Origin of the sequence: Mucilaginibacter sp., from assembly GCF_025359345.1 — a bacterium.
Lineage (GTDB): Bacteria > Bacteroidota > Bacteroidia > Sphingobacteriales > Sphingobacteriaceae > Mucilaginibacter.
This window is the reverse complement of record NZ_JANYGQ010000003.1, coordinates 1-18527: the sequence shown is the minus strand read 5'-3', so window position 1 is coordinate 18527 and position 18527 is coordinate 1. Positions and strand designations below refer to the sequence as shown.

The following is an 18527-nucleotide window of genomic DNA, read 5'->3' as shown; positions in this document are numbered from 1 at the left end:
GTGTTATGTGAGTGAGTTAATTAATTATTTATATGTAATTTTTTCATTTCGTTCAAAGTCGTAAAGCGACAGGTAACGCAGTTGGTAGTATGCGCTCCAAAAGTCGCGGAGCGATTGTACATAGTCACGTTTGGCCTGGTCGTTTTCCTGGAAGGCAATGCTGAGGTCGGTGATGCTGAGGTCGCCTAAAACATAGCGTTCGCGGGCTATTTTATATTTTTCAGATGCAATGCTATCTGCTTCCGCGGTTAGCGCCAATTGGTCCTTCATCACATTAAACAGCGAAACCTGGGTAACTATTTGTTGTTTAAAGGTTTGCTTATCCTGCTCAACCGAGTATTCGGTAAATTTCTGGTTGGCCTCGGCGGTTTTAATTTTCGCTTTCGAGCGCCCCCAGTCCAATACAGGTATTGAAAACTGCAATTCTACCAGTTGCTGTGTTTGCGCATTCCGGTAAATGCCCGGTATGTTTTTAGCCGAGTTAGATGTACCGATGTTCGCAGTCAGGGTGGCGGTTAAACCTGTTTGGCCATGCGCCAGGGCAACATCACGTTTGGCTTCGGCAATGCGGCGCATAAACGCAATGGCATCCGACCTGTTGGCAAAGGCTTCAGCTAAAACTCTATCGGCAGTTACACTCATCTGGCTGATGGTTTCGGGCACCTGCAGCACAATTTTTTCGTCGCCCTCTTGCCCTATGTAGCTGCGCAGGTTGAGGGTAGCTATTTCCATATCACGTTTGGCTGTGCCGACCGCCTTGCGGGCATTTAGTTGTTCTAACTGTAGTTGCAGTATTTCGTTTTTTGAGACTTTACCCAAATCAAATTTCAAGTTGGCAATCTTCAATATTTTTGCGGTGTTGGTTAAATTAGCTTCAGCGGTTTGCAAGTTTACCTGTGCCAGCAGCAAATCGAAAAAGTAACCGGTAACCGTTATAGATATGTGTTCCTGTTCCTCTATATAAGCCTGCTTGCTTTCAGTGAAGAGTAACGGCTGAATTTTTTTGTCCCATTTTAACGCGTTAAACTGTCCCAACGGCTGACTAAAACCTATTGCATACGGCACGCCGTTGTACAAAACGCTGTTACGATCAAAATCGTCGAAGCGCTGCAAATTGGTTTGCCCGTAAATAGTGGCGCCTGTGGCTGTAATGCTCTGGCTAAAATTTAGCGTTAACGAAGAGTTGTCGTAGTGTATGGGCTGAAACACAATGGTACCATCCGGCTGAACCACAGGTGTGCTTGTTTTGCTATAGCCCGGCAAGTTTCCGCTCAGCGAAAGCTGCGGCTGATAGTTTGATTTAAACGTCCGCCACTGCCAGTATTTGGTTTCGCGTGTTGTGATGGACTGCTTGGCCGCGATGGAGTTATCCTTCGCCATAGCAACTACCTCCTTCAAAGTAAGCCGTGTTGAGTCGGGCCAGCTGCTACCGAAAGCATTAATGCTCAAGATCAGAAGTATTATTGAATATAGAATTTTCATTTTTTCTTAACTAAGATTTTAAAATCGGGTGACCAAAGGATTTTTGCGCTTAACTAATCTCTAATTAACTAACCTCTAATCAACTAACCGTCAATTCACACTTATCTCCTTTGAATTTTTATACTCGCTCATATCCGAGTTGATGACTACATCGCCGGGTTTAACGCCGTCTTTTATCTCTACATAATCAAAATTTGTAAGGCCGATATGGACTGTGCGCCGTTCGGCTTTGCCATTGCTCAGCACGAATATGTCCTGCAACTCGGGCCCTTTAAATGCCGGGCCGTTGGCAACACGCATAATATGGTTGCGGGTGGCTGTAACCAGGTAAACTTCCACTTTCATGTTGGGACGCAGTTGCTTGTTGTTGCGCTCATCCAATTGGATATCGAATGAGATAATGCTGTTTTGAATAGAGGGCGATACATTTACCACGTGCCCACGCAATTGCACCTCGTTTATTAGCACTATAACGGGCAGGCCTGTGTGCAGTTGGTCCATTGAGTTATCAGATATACTGCCCTGCACTTTAAAACTTCCCAAATCAGCTATTCTCGCCAGCGACTCTCCTTCCCGTACATTAGCACCTATGTTTTTGTTTACGTAAGTAACCACACCCGATCGGGTTGCTACAATATTTGCCAGGCTAAGCTTGCGCTGCAGGGCGTTTAAATCGCTGCTTAAAATATCGGCGGCAATTTCGGCCTCTTTTATTTCGATCTGCATGGTTTGCTGCTTGTTCTTTACCTCATTTTCCAGTTGCTTCTTTTCGAGTTGGGCAACTTTCAGGTTCAGCTCAGCCTGCTCAATACCTTCGCGGGTGCCACCGCCTGCTTTAAACAGGCGCTTGGCATTTTCAACCGCATCCGCCAGGTTATCGATACGCAACTTTTTAATATCGTTGTTCGACTGGATGTCGTAAAAACTTTTGTTCAGGTCGAGCTTCAATTTTTTAATCTCGTTCTGTTTCGATTCCAGCTGAAATTTGAGTTTTTCAAAATCCGTCTCCGTGGCCGATTTATCCAGCGTCAATATCGACTGCCCGGCGTTTACTTTATTACCGGCATCCATAATTACCTTTTTGATTGATGCATTGATGGGGCTGGTTAATATTTCTTCAAATTCAGGCAATACCTCGCCGGTGGCATTCAGGGTATTTTCAATATTCCCGGTTTCCACAACTGCGGTAGTTATTTCCGATTTTTTTATGGACGATTTTAACGTCGCCCGTAATGCCCATATTAAACCAAAAACAACTGCTGCAATTATTAGTACAATTACAATTGTTTTTCTTTTTCTTTGCGATGTAACCTCTTGTGTGATTTCTGTATCCATTATAGTACTATGTATAGCATAGTTATATACAATCACCATACCAACGCTAAAATACTAGTAAATAACAGTTTATGATTTTTTAAAATTGATTTTTTGTCCGATATCGGACAAAAAGCTCGGAATCGGAACCGCTGATTGAGTTTTGATTACGTTGATTCCGTTGATTTTTTATCGCTGGTGATTTTGATGAATGCTTAAGAAAAGAAGTATCACTGATGTTTGCTGAGATAACGGATGACACTGATGCTTAGGTGTACCAGGATTAAGATTATCTAAAAATAAGCCTATAGCATCCTATAATCTTTCAATAAGGCAAATCATGGTTTCGACAGAATCAACGGAATCAACATAATCACAAAAATCAGCGATTAAACTCAGCGGAATCAACGTAATCAAATAATTCAGCGGTTACTTTTTTCGCTGCGTTATATCCGCACATTCCATGTACACCACCTCCGGGAGGCGTTGATGAGGAGCATATATAAATACCTTTCGCAGAGGTTTTGTAAGGTGACCAACGCAGTGCCGGGCGGGTAAACAACTGGGCAAGGTCAATCACTCCACCATTTATGTCGCCGCCGATGTAGTTGGGGTTATATTCCTGCATTTGGGCAGAATTCATGGTGTGGCGGGCCAGTATCGTATCTTTAAAACCGGGCGCATAGCGCTCAACCTGGTTTTCGATGATCCCGGTCATGTCTTCTGTCGATCCGTTTGGTACATGACAATAAGCCCAAACCGAGTGCTTACCCTGCGGAGCCCGTGTTGGATCGGAGATGCTTGGCTGGGCCATTAGCACAAAAGGCTTTTCAGGATGTTTGCCGTTCCATATTTGTTGTTCGCCATCGGATATTTCTTCAAACGTGTTACCCAGGTGCACAGTACCCGCTTTACGGCATTCTTCGGCTTTAAACGGAATTGGTCCGTCCAGCGCCCAATCAATTTTAAAAACACCGGGACCATAGCGATAACGTTCCAGTTGCCATTTGTAGATCGACGAAAATTTGTGTCCGGCAATTTGCAACAATTGTTTTGGAGTTACGTCAAACAAAAGCGCGTGTGCCGATGGTAATTGCTGTAATGATGTGATATAAGTATCGGTTTCTATCTTCCCGCCCAGCGATACAAAGTATGACGCCAGCGCATTGGCAATTTGGTTGGAGCCGCCTTTGGGAATTGGCCAGCCTTTTAAATGCCCGTTGGCCATCAGCACCAGCGCAATGGCTGAAGTAGCTAAATTGGATAGAGGCTGTATAGAATGGGCAGCCATCCCGGCAAATAGCGCCCGTGCCGGTGTTGTTTTAAAGCGGTTAACCAAATGCGATGCCGAAGTTAAAGCCGGCAGGCCAAATCTTGCCATCAACAAAGGATGCTTCGGAAAATGCAACGGCCCTAATACGTCAGGCGCGATTAAAGGCCAATCCGTTACTACAGGTTTTATTAATTTGAGATAGGCTTCCTCATCTGCGCCGAGCCCTGCAGCAGTTTCCTCAGTAGCGCCTTTTAATATCGCAGCTGTGCCATCATCTAAAGGATGGGCACAATCTACTTCCGGATAAATATATTCGAGCCCGTGCAAGCTCAAAGGCAATGTTTCGAAAAAAGGCGATGCAGCAGCCAGCGGATGCACGGCCGAACAAATATCGTGTTTAAAACCAGGCAGCGTAAGTTCGGCAGTACGAAGGCCGCCACCTATTGTTGGCTTACCTTCAAGCAGTAAAACTGATAAGCCTTTTTGCTGCATAAAAATAGCAGCAGCAAGCCCGTTTGGCCCCGAACCAACTACAACCACGTCGTAATCGCGTTTTTCCCGCATTAAAAATCCGAATAGTCTGTTGGGTGCAAAAAAATCGCATCAATATGAGATACATTGTTTTGATATTCCGGCTTTGCAGAAAGTGTTTTCCAGTACGGATCATTACCGAAAGCCTTCCAAAGCCTGTCGTGGTCGGCCATACTGTTAAAGGTAATCATGTACATCAGGTTTGGCATGTGAGCGCCGGCTAAAACTTCGGAGTAAAACACCGCGTTAAAGCCGAGCCTTTTAAACAACGCCACTTCGTCGCCATCATTAAACATCTTTACTTTGTTGATGTTCTGCTTTTCAGTTGCACTTTCATAGCTTCGCAACTCGTAAATCCTGTCGGCTTTTTTTGCGGTTAGCTGCGGCACATCAGCATATAACATTTTCGGAAAAGCACCTAATAGAATTGTTTCCAGGCGCGTGTAAGGCGCATCGTTGTAAACTGCGTCGATAAAGTCTTTCCCGTCGGCTATATATTGCTGGTCGGCGGCTAAAGCCAAATCAACTTTCTTTATTTGATCGAACGTTTTGTAGGGAATAAAAATATAAATACGTTTGCCAAGCGTATCGCCGGCAACAGGCTTAAATACACCTACGTTTTTAATACCAGCACGGTGCATGGCCGGCAAATAGGCGTTTTGCAGGTAATTATCCGTGCGGGTTTGCTGTGCATCCGTTTTAAAGTGATAAATTTTTAGTTGGTAATAGTAGCCTTCGGCGGCTTTTGCCAGGTTGCCCGCGCAAATCAATACCAAAAAAAGAAAGGTGAAACGGGCAAGGAAAATGTAATTGGGACGCATAAAATTCAGTTTTTAAAATAAAGGTGAATTTACCGCTTTAAGGCGTATTAAATGGAGTGTATCGAAAAAATCTTTAGTTATGTTCCAGAGAATAAACTTTCAGTTCATTGCGCGCCACCCAAATGCTTTCCCCATTTTTCCAGCACGTCCATAATATCGCTAATCTTCATGGGTTTGGCTAAATAATCATCCATGCCGGCCTTCATACAGGTCTCGCGATCCTCAGGCATAGCATTCGCAGTCATGGCGACTATTATGGGTTGTTGTTCAATATGTTCGCGAATAAAGCGAGTGGCCTCACACCCATCCATTTCGGGCATTTGCACATCCATAAATACCATATTGTACTTTTTCTCAAGCATGGAATTAACCGCTTCATGCCCGTTGCCCACCACTTGCGGGTTATAACCCATTTTATTTAAAATACGCACAGCCAGCTTCTGATTAATCAGGTTATCCTCAGCAATCAAAATTTCCATAGGATATAACTTCGAAAAATCTTCGGAGAAATAAGCTGATGAGGGCTGCTGCTTTTTAACTACGTCACCGGTTGCCTTTAGTTGTTCAGCAATATGCCGGTATAATACCTGGTGCCGGGTGGGTTTGGTTAATATAGCATTAAATAAGTGGGCGGCTGCTTTACTTTGCTCATTCCCGGTCGAGCTTAACAGTATGATGGGCAAATCAGGAAATTTCTTTTTTATCTTTTTTGCCAGCTGTACGCCGTCCATATCGGGCATCTTCATATCTGACAATACAAGATCAACTTTTTGTTTACCACTTAGGGCTTTCAAAGCGTCTGTTCCCGACGCCGTAATTAACGGCTGAAACTTCCACTGTTCTAATTGCGTTTTCAATATATCCCTGTTGGTAGCGTTATCATCGATTACAAGGATTTTTTTACCCTCCAGTTCGTGCATATTAAGATAAACGTAATTGCGTTGCGCGATGACACCTGCTTTTGATTTTATAGTAAATGAAAAAGTGGTCCCCACCCCCAGTTCACTTTCGACGTTAATTTTTCCGCCCATTAAGTTCACCAGTTTTTCGCTGATCGCCAGGCCCAACCCCGTGCCCCCGTATTTGCGCGTAGTGCTCGAGTCGACCTGTGAAAACGCTTTAAACAACTTGTTCAGCTTATCCGCAGGAATGCCTATGCCTGTATCGCGTATGCTGAAGAGCAGCTGCAGTTCATCCGCCGCCTGCTCATCAACCTTAACACCAACAAAAACTTCGCCCTTATTGGTAAACTTTATAGCATTACTTACCAGGTTTATCAATATTTGCCGCAATCGTAACGGGTCTGCTACAATTTGCGGTGGCACATTATGATCAACCTGGTATACCAAATCAATTTGTGCCGCTTTTTCGGCAAATAAATCCAATACCCCTTCAACACAGTCGCGTAAATCAAAGTCCTGTTCATCCAGTTCCATACTACCCGATTCGATCTTCGAAAAATCGAGTACATCGTTTATGATAGCCAATAACGATTCGCCGCATGTTTTTATCGTTTCTGCATATTCTTCCTGCTCCACGGTAAGTTCTGTACTTGAAAGCAAACCAGCCATACCGATCACACCATTCATGGGTGTCCGTATTTCGTGGCTCATCATGGCCAGGAAACTACTCTTGGCTTTGTTAGCGCTCTCTGCTTCCTCGCGGGCAGTTTCTGCCGCCTTGCGCGATTCGCGTTCATCAATCGTCATTTTTGCAAGGCTTTCTGTACGCTCCTGCACCTGCCTTTCCAATATTGCTTTTTGTTTTTTGATGGATTGAATGCGCAGCTTAAATACTGTGTAAATTGCCGCGACACCCAACACAAGAGCCAAAATCCTAAACCACCACGTTAACCAAAACGGCGGAACAATAATTATTTTAAGCCCGGCTGTGGCAGGCGACCATGAACCCGAGCTGTTTTTATATTTAATTTTAAACGTATAAGTACCAGGGGGTAAGTTAGTGTACGATGCAGTGCTTCTGCTGCCTACATAATTCCAGTCCTTATCAAAGTTAGTTAAGATGTATGCATAGCTTTTTTTATTGGGCGATGTAAAATCAAGGGCGGCATACTCCAGCGATACGACAGACTGTTTGTATGACAGGACAATATCTTTCGTATCGGAAATATCCTGTTTCAACGGAGATGGGTCGCTGCTATCTTTAGCCACCGTAAGTTGCTTATTAAAAACCTGGAACGACGTAATAAGTATTGGAGAGAACCCTGCGGGTTTCAATATTTCCTCAGGTTTAAAGGCATTAAAGCCATTTACACCGCCAAAATATAATTTACCATCCACGCTTTTAAATGCCGAATGCGATTTAAATTCATCGGCCTGTAAGCCATCTTCAACTGTGTAGTTTTTAAAAATACCGTTGTCCGGGTTATATTCCGAAATGCCATTATTGGTGCTTATCCAAAGTTTGCCGTTATTGTCTTCGCGTACGGCGTAAATAATATCGCTGGGTAAACCGTCCTTTTTTGTAAATATTTTAAAATGGTGTGTCTTAGGGTCCATTAAATCAAGCCCGGCCAAAGTACTTACCCATATATTACCTTTACTATCCTGGAATAAATCTGGTACCGCATTATTACTTAAGGTGTTTGCGTTTTCTTCGTGCTGAAAACGGATAAATGTGCCGCTTGACCTGTCGAGCAAATTCAACCCGCCGTCATACGTACCTACCCAAAGGTTTCCGTCTTTGTCTTCCAGCAGCGAGTAAATTCTGTCGCTACTAACGCTGTGCGGATTATTTACATCGTACCTGAATATTTTAAAGGTGTTTGTTTTTTTATCATATTGGTCCAGCCCGTCGTTATAGGTACCAATCCACGTTTTTTTATCTTTTGTATGAATAAGCGCATAAACGTTGTTACCGCTTAAACTATTTGGATTAGACGGATTATGCTTCAGATTGGTGAAAACACCGGTTTTGGGATCGAATATGCTTATTCCATCCGCCCAGGTACCCATCCAAAAATCACCATCTTCGTCCTGGTTTACTTTAATTACATAATTACCGCAAAGTCCGTTTTTACTGGCGGGCTGTTGCTTGTAATGCCTTACGGTACCATTTTGCTGATTAAATACATCCACACCACCGCCATCGGTGCCTACCCACAGGTTTTTACCGGCATCCTCGTACAAATCAAGTACAAAATCGTTCGACAAACTGTTAGCTAATGAACTGTGCCGGTAATGGGCAAAACTTTTAGTACTGCGCTTTAACAGGTTAATGCCCCCGCTGAATGCGCCAAGCCACATATTATTAAGGTTATCCCTACAAATACTGTAAATGGTGTTGCCATCGATGCTGTTTTTGTCGATGTCGTCGTGTTCAAAATTGGTAAAGGTATTTTTATCAATATCCAAAATACTTACACCGCCATTTTCGCTACCAACCCATAGTTTGCCGGTTTCGTCCATATTAATGGCGTAAATGGCGTTGCTCGATAAGCTGCTTAAATCTTTGTCACGGTGCATATACCGCCGGAATGTTCCCTTCGCAGGGTCGAATAAATTAAAACCCATATCGGCAGTACCTACCCACAAACGATGCTTTGGATCCTCGAAAATACAGGAAACATTATCTTCAGAAATAGAATTTGCTATAGTGCTTGCTTTGTATTTGGTAAAGAGATTATTTTTACGATCAAACAGATTTAGTCCCCCGCCTGACGTACCGACCCACAAACGATGCTGCGAATCTTCAAAAACGGTACTGACATTATTATCGCTCAGGGTATTCGCATCGTAATCAGAATGTACAAAATGTTTAAAAGTATTTTTGGGGATGTTAATGCAGTCAAGCCCGCCTTTTTGAGTGCCAACCCAAAGGTCTCCGGCCGAGTCGAACGCAAGCTTGTTTATGGCATTGCTTGAAATGGAGTTTGTGTTTTTATCGCTGTGGAGGTATCTTGTGAACCGACCTGTTTTGCGTTCGAGCTTATTCAGGCCGGTAAGGGTACCTACCCAAATATTGCCATCTTTATCTTCAGCGAGATCAGTTACCTGGTTGTTACTAATAGTGTTGTCATCCTGAAAACTGTGGTTGTAAACAATAAATTTATAGCCATCGTATCGGTTCAGGCCATCACGCGTACCAATCCACATAAAGCCACGGCTGTCTTGTATAATACATGAAACATTTATTTGTGACAATCCTTCGGCCGTACCGATATGCTCAAACTTAAGACTTTGGTTTTGCGAAAAGCCGTTTAAAGTGATGAATAATAAGGTTAGAACAACAAAATTTCTAAATACAACCATACGCAGGGCTTTCAGCCAATAATAACCGCATTTTATATGAAAATAGTAAACGAACCCAGGTTAAGGCAGCTATGTTATTGGTTTATAATCGGATACTTATACGGGTTTAGACCCACATAAGTTTGATTTTAAATGTAAACAAAAAGGGATAACAAACTATTAATTTGTTATCCCTTTTAAAAAAATGCGCGGCGAAGTTATTGCATTATCACTTTCGGAGCCGCAAAACATCGCGCCGTTGTGATGAAATTATTTCACCCATTTTATTTCCAAAAGCTTCATAAAATAGCCGCCCACAACACTACGCGCCTGGAAGCCTACCATTTTGCCGTTGGTGGTTTCGTGCCAATCACTTAAAGGTACACGGGTTGGTGTTTCGGTTGCATATTTGTAAACAGGGTCAATTAATGCCTTAAAGTCCTTTGGGTTGTCGGCTAAAGCCGCAGTCCATAGTATCCAGTCGGATTTTGTATAGGTTTTACGGCTATCAAGCGGCAGGCCAAATTCGTTTTGTTTGGTTAAGTAATAGTCAATCTCCTTTTTGTAAACTGCAGGCGGGAATAACTTCAGGCCCAGCACTTTATCCCAAACCAGGTTATATTTCTGGCTCCAGGTATCTTTCTTTTCAAATACCAACGAATAATGGTCGCCGGCATCCGCAAGCTTTTGCCAACGGTTAGCCATATCAACGGCAATGGCCTTGTATTTTTGTGCGACTGCTTTCTGTCCGAGTTTATCCGCTAAATCAGCATACGCCCCAAGGGCAACAATAGCTTTAACCGACAAGTTTGCATTACGTGCCAGGTGACCTGCAAAATCGTCAGTGCAAAGCTGATTGCCCGGGTCAAAGCCGTTTTCGCTTAAATAATTGGCCCAGGTACTTAGCGTTTTCCAATGCTTTTTAGCATACGAAGGATTACCATCAGCCTTTGCAATAGCGGCCGTCAGAATTATCATATTACCTGATTCTTCAACCGGCATATTTTCGCCATAGGTCTGGCCGTTTGCAAGCGGGTACGTGCCTAAATCGTGGGCGGCAAAATCATGTCCCCAGGCTTTGCTTTCGCAATAAAAAAAGATGCCGTTTAACATACCTTCCAGCAACCGTGGATTGTAAATTAAATATAAAGGCGCTGAGGGGTAAGTAACATCCACAGTATTGATAGAACCATTGCTAAAGTTCTCTTTTGATAAGAACAATATCGTTCCCTGCGGACTTTTAAGCAATTGATGTGCGGCAATACTTTGACGGTAGCCCATCACGCATAAATCTGCATAGTTTTTACCACCTGCTTTCATTGCTGCACTATACATACTGTGGTTAAATGCGTCGCATTTTTGCATAACCGAAGTGTATTCAACGGCAGCTGTATTCAACTCTGTTTCGATAGTTGCGCCGGTGGTTTTCCACCATGGCTTTAAGTTTTGTTTGAAGTATTGAACAGAATAAAGATCGTCATAGCCCAACTCAACAAACTTATCTTTTGCTATTGCGCCAATACTGCCAAAATCAAGAACAGTGTTTAAGGATAATTGACGGCCTTTTGTAACAGCAACATTTGTTCCTTTAGACAAAAACGAGCTCACTGCTTCGCTTTGCTGGGTTATGTACTGAACGGCCCCGGTTGGGTTTGGAACAGCTACGTACATGTAACCCCAGTCAATCCGGAGGTCGTCTCCCTTTTTCTGTAAAACGGGCTGGGCAACAGTACCGGCTTTTAAAATGGACAAAGTTTTTGTAAGATACTTTTGCGCGGTTACCTCCTGTGAAGGAGTATTAACCGCCACGGCGGATGAGGCACCAAAAAATACTTTTACGCTATGGTTTTTACCGTCGTTTGATTTTACCTTATAACTTACATACGATACCGGCCTCGAAAAAATCGCCAAATCGTTCATTAACAGTGGCGAAGTGAAGGTAACCTTAAGGTCCACACCTACGCACTCAAAATCGTAAATGGTTTGTGTGGCATTCATGGTTACAGCCTTTTGTTTGGCCAGCAAAACTCCGGTTGGCTTGGTTTTCACTTCGTTTAACAGGCCGGCATCAAGCCATGCACCGCCTGCAGTATTGGTACAATGTATAGCTAATACATTTTGCCCTTTAACCAGTTTATCCTTAAACTTTTCTTTCAGCGGAATTAACTTAAAATCACTTGTCCACCCAACTACGCTGTATATTTTTTCGCCGTTCAAATAAACGTCGACATTGTCATCATGATAAAGTTTCAAAATCAGTCTGTCAATATTCAGGTCTTTTACAACAAAAGTGCGCCTAACCCAAATATCTTTACTTGTCCAAACAGTTTTAGCTTGTTTTTTATCATCAGTAAAAGGCGCCGCGCCAGTTTGCCATTTGCTGTCGTCAAATTTCGTGTCCGACCAGTTTTTTCCGGGGTCAGTCAGGGTGTATTGGCAATTGTAGCCGTGTTCGTCTGAGGCAGGCAACACCGTTGTATAGGCAGGTACATCTTTGCCTAAAAAACGATAAACAGTATTGTCAACCTTAATCATCCCCATCAACGACTGGTCTTTACCCGTCCAATGTCTTGTGGGATGCGCGTTCAGGCTGTCCGTCATCGACCATATACTGAAATAGGTATTGTGTGTAATTAAAGGATAAGCCGGGGCTTTTGTAACCTGGGCATTAACTAAATTACAGGCAAAAGCCAGCATCAATAATGCTATCAAATATTTTTTATTCATAATGCGTAGAAAATAGATTCAAGAAACAAGAGCCAAGAATCAAGACAGAAACGAAGATAGCAAATTCCCGCTAATCTCCTTTCTTGACTCTTGGCTCTTGACTCTTAGTTCTTTAAAAAGTTATAATTCGCGTACCCAGATGTTGCGGAAGCTTAGGGGTTCGCTTTTGTCGCCGTGGGCCTGCAGCTTAATCGGAGCTGCGCCGTGTTTCTTGTACTCAGGTTTGCCAATATATAAGGTCGGGCCCCATAGTTCAAAATTATTTTCAACCAATACGCCGTTATAGATAACAGTAACGTGCGCTTTGGTTTTTAAAGTGCCATCCTCATTAAATGTGGGCGCGTTCCAGATTACATCATAAGTTTGCCATTCCCCATTTTTACGTGCCGGGTTTGCCAGCGGAACAGCCTGCTTGTAGATACTGCCCGCCATACCGTTCGTGTAGGTTTTGTTATTGTATGAGTCTAAAACCTGTAGTTCATATCCGGCATCTCCATCGCCAATTGAGGCTAAAAACACACCGCTGTTACCGCGTGCCTGCCCGGTACCTTCAAGGGTTGTAGGTTCGCGCCATTCTATATGCAACTGGTAGTTAGTAAATGCTTTTTTAGTTTCGATATTACCATAGTGCTTGTTTACCGTTAATATGCCATCCTTCACGTCCCATTTGGCAGGTGATTTATCATTATTTTGTACCCACTGGTCCAGGTTTTTACCATCGAACAAAACAATGGCGTCAGACGGAGCGTCGCCTAACATTTTGCCCGGTGTTACTACTGGTGGTACCGGGGTGTAAATTTCGGTATCTTCGGGCTTTGCCTGTTGTGCATTTACTATAAAACAGCTGCTGGCTAGTGCAGCGGTAAGTATTATTGAGTATTTCATTTTTTTGATTTTGATTTGACAATTAAAGTAATTAAACCGATTTAGCCACTGTAAGATTGATTACGCAGGTGTGCAAACACCAACTTATCAACTATACATGCAAAACATTCTTAACATAGGCAGCGCTTTCGGCAATGCTAACGTAAGGGTCTATATTGGTAAAGTTTTCCTGTTCAACGATAAAGTGTTTCAAGCCCGCTTCTTTCGCATGCATCATTATCGTTTTAAAATCGATGCTACCTTTGCCAATTTCGGTGTTCAAGTCGGTTTGTTTTTTGTCCCGGTCCTTAATATGGCATAATGCGAACCTTCCCGGATGTTGTTTAAATAGTTTCACCGGGTCCTGTCCTGCGCGTATCACCCAGAAAATATCCATTTCCATGTGTACCAGCTTTGCGTCAGTCTCTTTTAAAATGGTGTCGTAAAAGGTGGTTCCGTCTACCGGTTTCCATTCAAAATTATGATTATGGTAGCCTAGTTTTAAACCTGCTTTGCCGCAAATTTCGGCTGCCTTGTTCATTTTTTCGGCTATCTTTTTAAATGAATCGGCGCTTTTCAATGCTTCGCCATTAACTGATGGGATAACTATGAAACTCATGCCGGTGGCATTAGCTGCGGCAATATTATTTTCAAGCTCAGTGGTTTTACCCTGCAGTAAAAATTCGTCCATCCCGAAGTGACCGCTTGGCGTTTTGAGGCCATTGGCCTTCAACACGTCGCTGAATGCTTTGGCATCCAAACCCCAAAAGCCTCCTTGTTTCGAGTAGCCAAACGTTTCCACTTCCTTGTACCCAGCGGCTGCGATCTTTGCAATCACACCTTTGGGGTCTTTTGGTAATTGATCGCGTAGGCTGTACATCTGCAGGCCAACAATTTTACTTGCGGGCATGGCCGATAACAGGCGCGGCGCCAGGATTACTCCTGCCGATAACATTCCTGCCTGGGTTAAAAATTTTCTTCTGGTAGTCATATCGTTAGTTCATAGTTAATGGTTCATAGTTCATAGCCGCTACAGAACGCGGCATCACAGTTTTTTAGTCTTGGTTCTTGACTCTTGATTCTACTCCCTATACGTCGCAAATCTGAATAGCTTTCCTTAACGATGCTATTTTATCCGGGTTCTTTGGCACAAACTCCTGTCCTACATATCCTTTAAAGCCTGTGGCAACAATGGCGCGCATTACTGCCGGGTAATAAAGCTCCTGGGTGTCGTCAATTTCGTGGCGACCGGGTATACCTCCTGTGTGGAAGTGAGCTATGTATTGGTGATGATCCGTTATGTTGCGGATGATATCACCCTCGTCAATCTGCATGTGGTAAATATCATACAACAACTTAAAATTATCAGAGCCTATTCTTTTGCAAAGTTCGGCACCCCATGATGATTTGTTGCATTGGTAATCTTTGTGATCTATTTTGCCGTTTAGCAACTCCATACATAATACAACTTTGTGTTTTTCAGCAAGCGGAAGTAATTTTTTCAGACCCGCTTCGCAATTTTTCCATCCTGTTTCATCATCCTTACCACGACGGCTACCACTGAAGCATATCAGGTTAGTATAACCATTTTTGGCTACCAGCGGAATCATATCGGTGTACTGTTTTATCAGCCTTTCGTGAAACTCGGTATCACCGAAACCATCAGTCAGGTTAATTTCAGCACCGTTGCACATAGGCGAATACATGCCATGCTTTTGTAGTGTGGGCCAGTCTTTAGGGCCGCATAAATCGACACCCGTTATGCCAATTTCTTTGGAAACTACGCAAAGTTGGTCGAGCGTTAGCTCGCTATAACACCAAGGCGACACTGAATGGTTGATGTTGCCCTTCAGCTTAAATGCTGCCTGTTGCTCTTTTTCTTCTGTTGTGAATGATGATAGCATACCTGTTGCGGTGATAGCTGCGGTACCGGCAACGATATTTTTTATTGCCGACCTTCTGTTTTGATTAAATGCCATAATTGGTTTGTGTTAGATTTGGACTTGTGGTGACGGTTCCTCGATATCAAGGCCAGGTTTTGTATTCATGTTTGTTCTATCCCTAAATAACATCAGGAATATTAACAGTACAACAGCGGCGATAGCAGCTGGTATTAACCAGATAGCCTGCCAGTTATGGACATGCTCGCTAGTTGCGTAACTATCATATACTTTTCCTGAAATAATTGAACCAATCAGCATACCGACTCCGTAGGTTGCTAAAGTTATAAACCCTTGTGCGGCACTTTTAAATTGTTCTCCGGCAAGATTGTCTGTATATATCTGCCCCGTTACAAAAAAGAAATCGTAACAAACGCCATGCAATACTATCCCTCCAATCAGCATCCAGTAGTTGTTGCCTGCATCGCCATAAGCAAAAAGCACATAGCGCAAAGCCCATGCAATCATACCTATCGCCAGCATTTTCTTAACTCCTAACCTTACGAAAAAGAAAGGTATTAAAATCATAAATAAGGTTTCGGAAACTTGACCTAACGACTGTGTAACCGTAGTAGCCTTCATCCCGACTTCTCCAAAAAACGGATTAGCGAAACCGTAATAGAATGCTAAAGGTACGCATATGGCTATCGAAGCAATAAAAAACACTAAATACGACTTGTTTTTTAATAGCCTTATCGCGTCCAACCCCAAAATCTCGCCGATAGAAGCCTTTTGCCCCTGTTTAACAGGCGGAGTTTTGGGAAGTGTAAAGCTAAATAATCCTAATAATAAAGAGGCACTTCCGGCCATTTTGAACGTATTAGCCAGCGCAGGTGCGTTTCCTTGTTTATCCCAATTAAGCCAGCTTACAACTGCTCCTGCCACTATCCACCCGATAGTGCCAAGTACACGTATCGGAGCAAATTCTTTGCTTGGGTTTTGCATTTGCCTGAAAGATATTGAATTTACCAATGCTAACGTTGGCATATATAATATCATATAAACTAATATTACTGGATAAAAGGCAGCAAAGTCTTTTGATATGGAAGCCCACCAAAGAAGCGCCCCACCAAATAGGTGCAATACGCCTAATATCTTTTGTGCCGAAAAATAGCGGTCAGCAATCAATCCGATTATAAAGGGGGCAATAATAGCGCCAATTGATTGCGTCGTAAACGCGGTGCCGACCTCTCCCCCAGATGTTTTAAGATAGGTAAGCAGGTAAGTGCCTAATGTCACAAACCATGCTCCCCAAATAAAAAATTCGAGGAACATCATTGCAGATAGCTTAACCCTGACGGTTGCGGTCATGTTTGGTAGTTTAGTTGGCGTTAAAATTAACGGCGCTTATTTTTTAAGCGATAAAATGTATTTAACCATTTCCTTGGCGTCATCAACCTTTAAAGTTGGGTGTGCCGCCATAGGGATATTGCCCCAATGTCCGCTGCCACCTTTTATTACTTTGTTAGCCAAGGTATCAATATTAGCTGCGGTTGGTGGATATTTGGCAGCTATATCTTTTAGCGCCGGGCCAACAACCTTCACGTCGGCTTTGTGACAGGTGGTGCAATCTAAGCCGGCCATTAGTTTAGCGCCGGGAGCTAATTCGCCCGAAGTACCGCTGCTGCCTGTTTTATTGGCGCTGGTATCGGCATTTGGTTCCTGGGCTTTAGCTGTTTGATCGGCTGCCTTAGCAGTGTCGGCACTCCCGCCTGATTTTGAACTGCCGCCACACGCTGATATTACTGCGCAAATAAATAGTACTGCAAAAACTTTTTTCATTGTTGATGTATTTGTTAATTGATTTTTGGGATTTATTGAATTACAATTATAATATTTTATTGTTTCTAAACCGCAGCTGTTTTTAACGGAGCGGTTTTATTTTTTGAGCGCATATAAATTACAAGGCCGGCAAAGGCAACTATTAACACGAGCGGAATAATGAGTGTTGTATGCAATATCTGCTGACCGGCAGTAGCATTACTGCCGCCAGCTTGCTTTACTATCTCGTCATAATGTCTGCCCATAAATATAGTGTATACAGATACCGCGAACATACCTGCACCGCCCATTAGGTTAAGGCCGACCGCACCAGTATTCGGAAGATTGGTATTTACAAAGCCAAGCATAGTAGGCCAGAAAAAACATACCCCCATCCCGAAGACTATGGCGGCAAAAAATAGCATATTACCACTTACCGTACCTAACATGTATATACCAATAGCAGCAAGTATTGTGGAAATTAACAACAGTACCTGTGGTGAAACCATTTTTAAAACCGGCTTTGCAAAACCACGGCCAAGCACCATAACCCCCGTTTCAAGCGTTAACAGCAATATGCCATTGTCTGTTACGTTTTTGAGAAGCACATCTATCCATTGACCTGTAAACAACTCAGTAATTGCTGTGCCGAACATACAGATAAACATAAATAAGAAGAGGGGATTTAATAGTGCACGGTACATTCCGCCGGTACTAACACCTGATGACACGCGCTCGGTAACAGGAAAATCCAATTTAGAAAAAAGGAATCCATAGATCAGTGTAGGTATCAGCATAACACCTACTTCTATTTGCCATACTAATTGTCCAGCCAAATGACCGCTCAAAATTTTGTCGAACAGCGACACGATAAGTGTACCTATTACAATTCCACCGGGAAACCATAAATGGAAATGGTTAAGTTTAGTTGTTTTGTTGTCAGTATAAAGGGACGTTACTAAAGGATTACATGCCGCTTCGACCGTACCGTTTGCTAAACCGATAAGGAAAGTTGAGATATACAACGTCCAAAATCCCTGTGCAAAAATTGTTAATAAGATACCGACCAGGTGAAAAAGAAAGGCAATAGACAACAAACGTTTCATGCCTATTATATCAACAACTATACCGCCTACTACAACTGCTATCGGGAAGCCATAAAACGCTGTAGCGGTAATTGATGCTAAAGCAGCTTTATCCAGGTGAAATTCTGTTCCAAATTTGTTTAACAGGCCTGCCCTGATACCAAATGAAAGTGATGTAACCAACAGCGACAAGCAGCTTGCCCTGAATAGTTGAGTACGGTTAATGGATTGCATTTTAATAATTTTAGGTTTATTTAGTTTAAATTAATTGGTTCTTCTGTTAAATGCCCAGCGTTTTGCGGTTAAATGCGTCATCAGAGCCTGATGCTGCAAAATCATCGAACGCCTTTTCGGTAACGCGTATGATATGATTTTTTATAAACTCAGCGCCTTCGCGTGCGCCATCTTCAGGGTGCTTAAGGGCGCATTCCCATTCCAATACCGCCCAGCCACTGTAGTCATATTGTGTAAGTTTACTA

The 18527-nt window shown here is 43.0% G+C and carries 12 protein-coding genes and 1 pseudogene; all 13 read right to left on the bottom strand.

The features are described 5' to 3' along the window. Nucleotides 1-24: 24 nt before the first annotated feature. The gene (locus Q0R52_RS01070) at nucleotides 25-1449 is read right to left on the bottom strand and encodes a TolC family protein (protein ID WP_295791162.1); all 1425 of its coding nucleotides are present in this window, start codon (nucleotides 1447-1449) and stop codon (nucleotides 25-27) included. 123 nt (nucleotides 1450-1572) lie between these two features. Then, the gene (locus Q0R52_RS01065; protein ID WP_295791157.1) at nucleotides 1573-2817 is read right to left on the bottom strand and encodes an HlyD family efflux transporter periplasmic adaptor subunit; all 1245 of its coding nucleotides are present in this window, start codon (nucleotides 2815-2817) and stop codon (nucleotides 1573-1575) included. A 361-nt stretch (nucleotides 2818-3178) separates the two neighbouring features. Continuing rightward, nucleotides 3179-4633, bottom strand: a complete 1455-nt coding sequence (locus Q0R52_RS01060) for an NAD(P)/FAD-dependent oxidoreductase (RefSeq protein ID WP_295791155.1) — start codon at nucleotides 4631-4633, stop codon at nucleotides 3179-3181. Next, complete coding sequence (locus Q0R52_RS01055) at nucleotides 4633-5421, bottom strand: NIPSNAP family protein (RefSeq protein WP_295791151.1); 789 nt, start codon at nucleotides 5419-5421, stop codon at nucleotides 4633-4635. The genes Q0R52_RS01060 and Q0R52_RS01055 overlap by 1 nt, the downstream gene beginning before the upstream one ends. 104 nt (nucleotides 5422-5525) lie before the next feature. After that, on the bottom strand, nucleotides 5526-9692 hold the full coding sequence (locus Q0R52_RS01050) for a hybrid sensor histidine kinase/response regulator (protein ID WP_295791148.1): 4167 nt from the start codon (nucleotides 9690-9692) through the stop codon (nucleotides 5526-5528). A gap of 249 nt (nucleotides 9693-9941) precedes the next feature. After that, entirely contained in the window at nucleotides 9942-12398 is a 2457-nt protein-coding gene (locus Q0R52_RS01045) for a glutaminase family protein (protein WP_295791142.1), read from the bottom strand. A 120-nt stretch (nucleotides 12399-12518) separates the two neighbouring features. Then, the gene (locus Q0R52_RS01040; RefSeq protein WP_295791140.1) at nucleotides 12519-13283 is read right to left on the bottom strand and encodes a DUF1080 domain-containing protein; all 765 of its coding nucleotides are present in this window, start codon (nucleotides 13281-13283) and stop codon (nucleotides 12519-12521) included. A 91-nt stretch (nucleotides 13284-13374) separates the two neighbouring features. After that, nucleotides 13375-14253, bottom strand: a complete 879-nt coding sequence (locus Q0R52_RS01035; protein ID WP_295791137.1) for a sugar phosphate isomerase/epimerase — start codon at nucleotides 14251-14253, stop codon at nucleotides 13375-13377. A gap of 97 nt (nucleotides 14254-14350) precedes the next feature. Continuing rightward, a complete protein-coding gene (locus tag Q0R52_RS01030) occupies nucleotides 14351-15241 on the bottom strand; it encodes a sugar phosphate isomerase/epimerase family protein (RefSeq protein ID WP_295791135.1) in 891 nt (296 codons plus the stop codon). Nucleotides 15242-15253: 12 nt separating this feature from the next. Continuing rightward, nucleotides 15254-16513 (bottom strand): nucleoside permease, encoded by a 1260-nt coding sequence (locus Q0R52_RS01025; RefSeq protein ID WP_295791132.1) that lies wholly within the window; start codon nucleotides 16511-16513, stop codon nucleotides 15254-15256. Nucleotides 16514-16549: 36 nt separating this feature from the next. Next, entirely contained in the window at nucleotides 16550-16984 is a 435-nt protein-coding gene (locus tag Q0R52_RS01020; RefSeq protein ID WP_295791129.1) for a c-type cytochrome, read from the bottom strand. A 65-nt stretch (nucleotides 16985-17049) separates the two neighbouring features. Then, nucleotides 17050-18282 (bottom strand): MFS transporter, encoded by a 1233-nt coding sequence (locus Q0R52_RS01015; protein ID WP_295791126.1) that lies wholly within the window; start codon nucleotides 18280-18282, stop codon nucleotides 17050-17052. Between the two features lie 46 nt (nucleotides 18283-18328). Then, nucleotides 18329-18527: pseudogene (locus Q0R52_RS01010) on the bottom strand (sugar phosphate isomerase/epimerase); the annotation flags it as partial.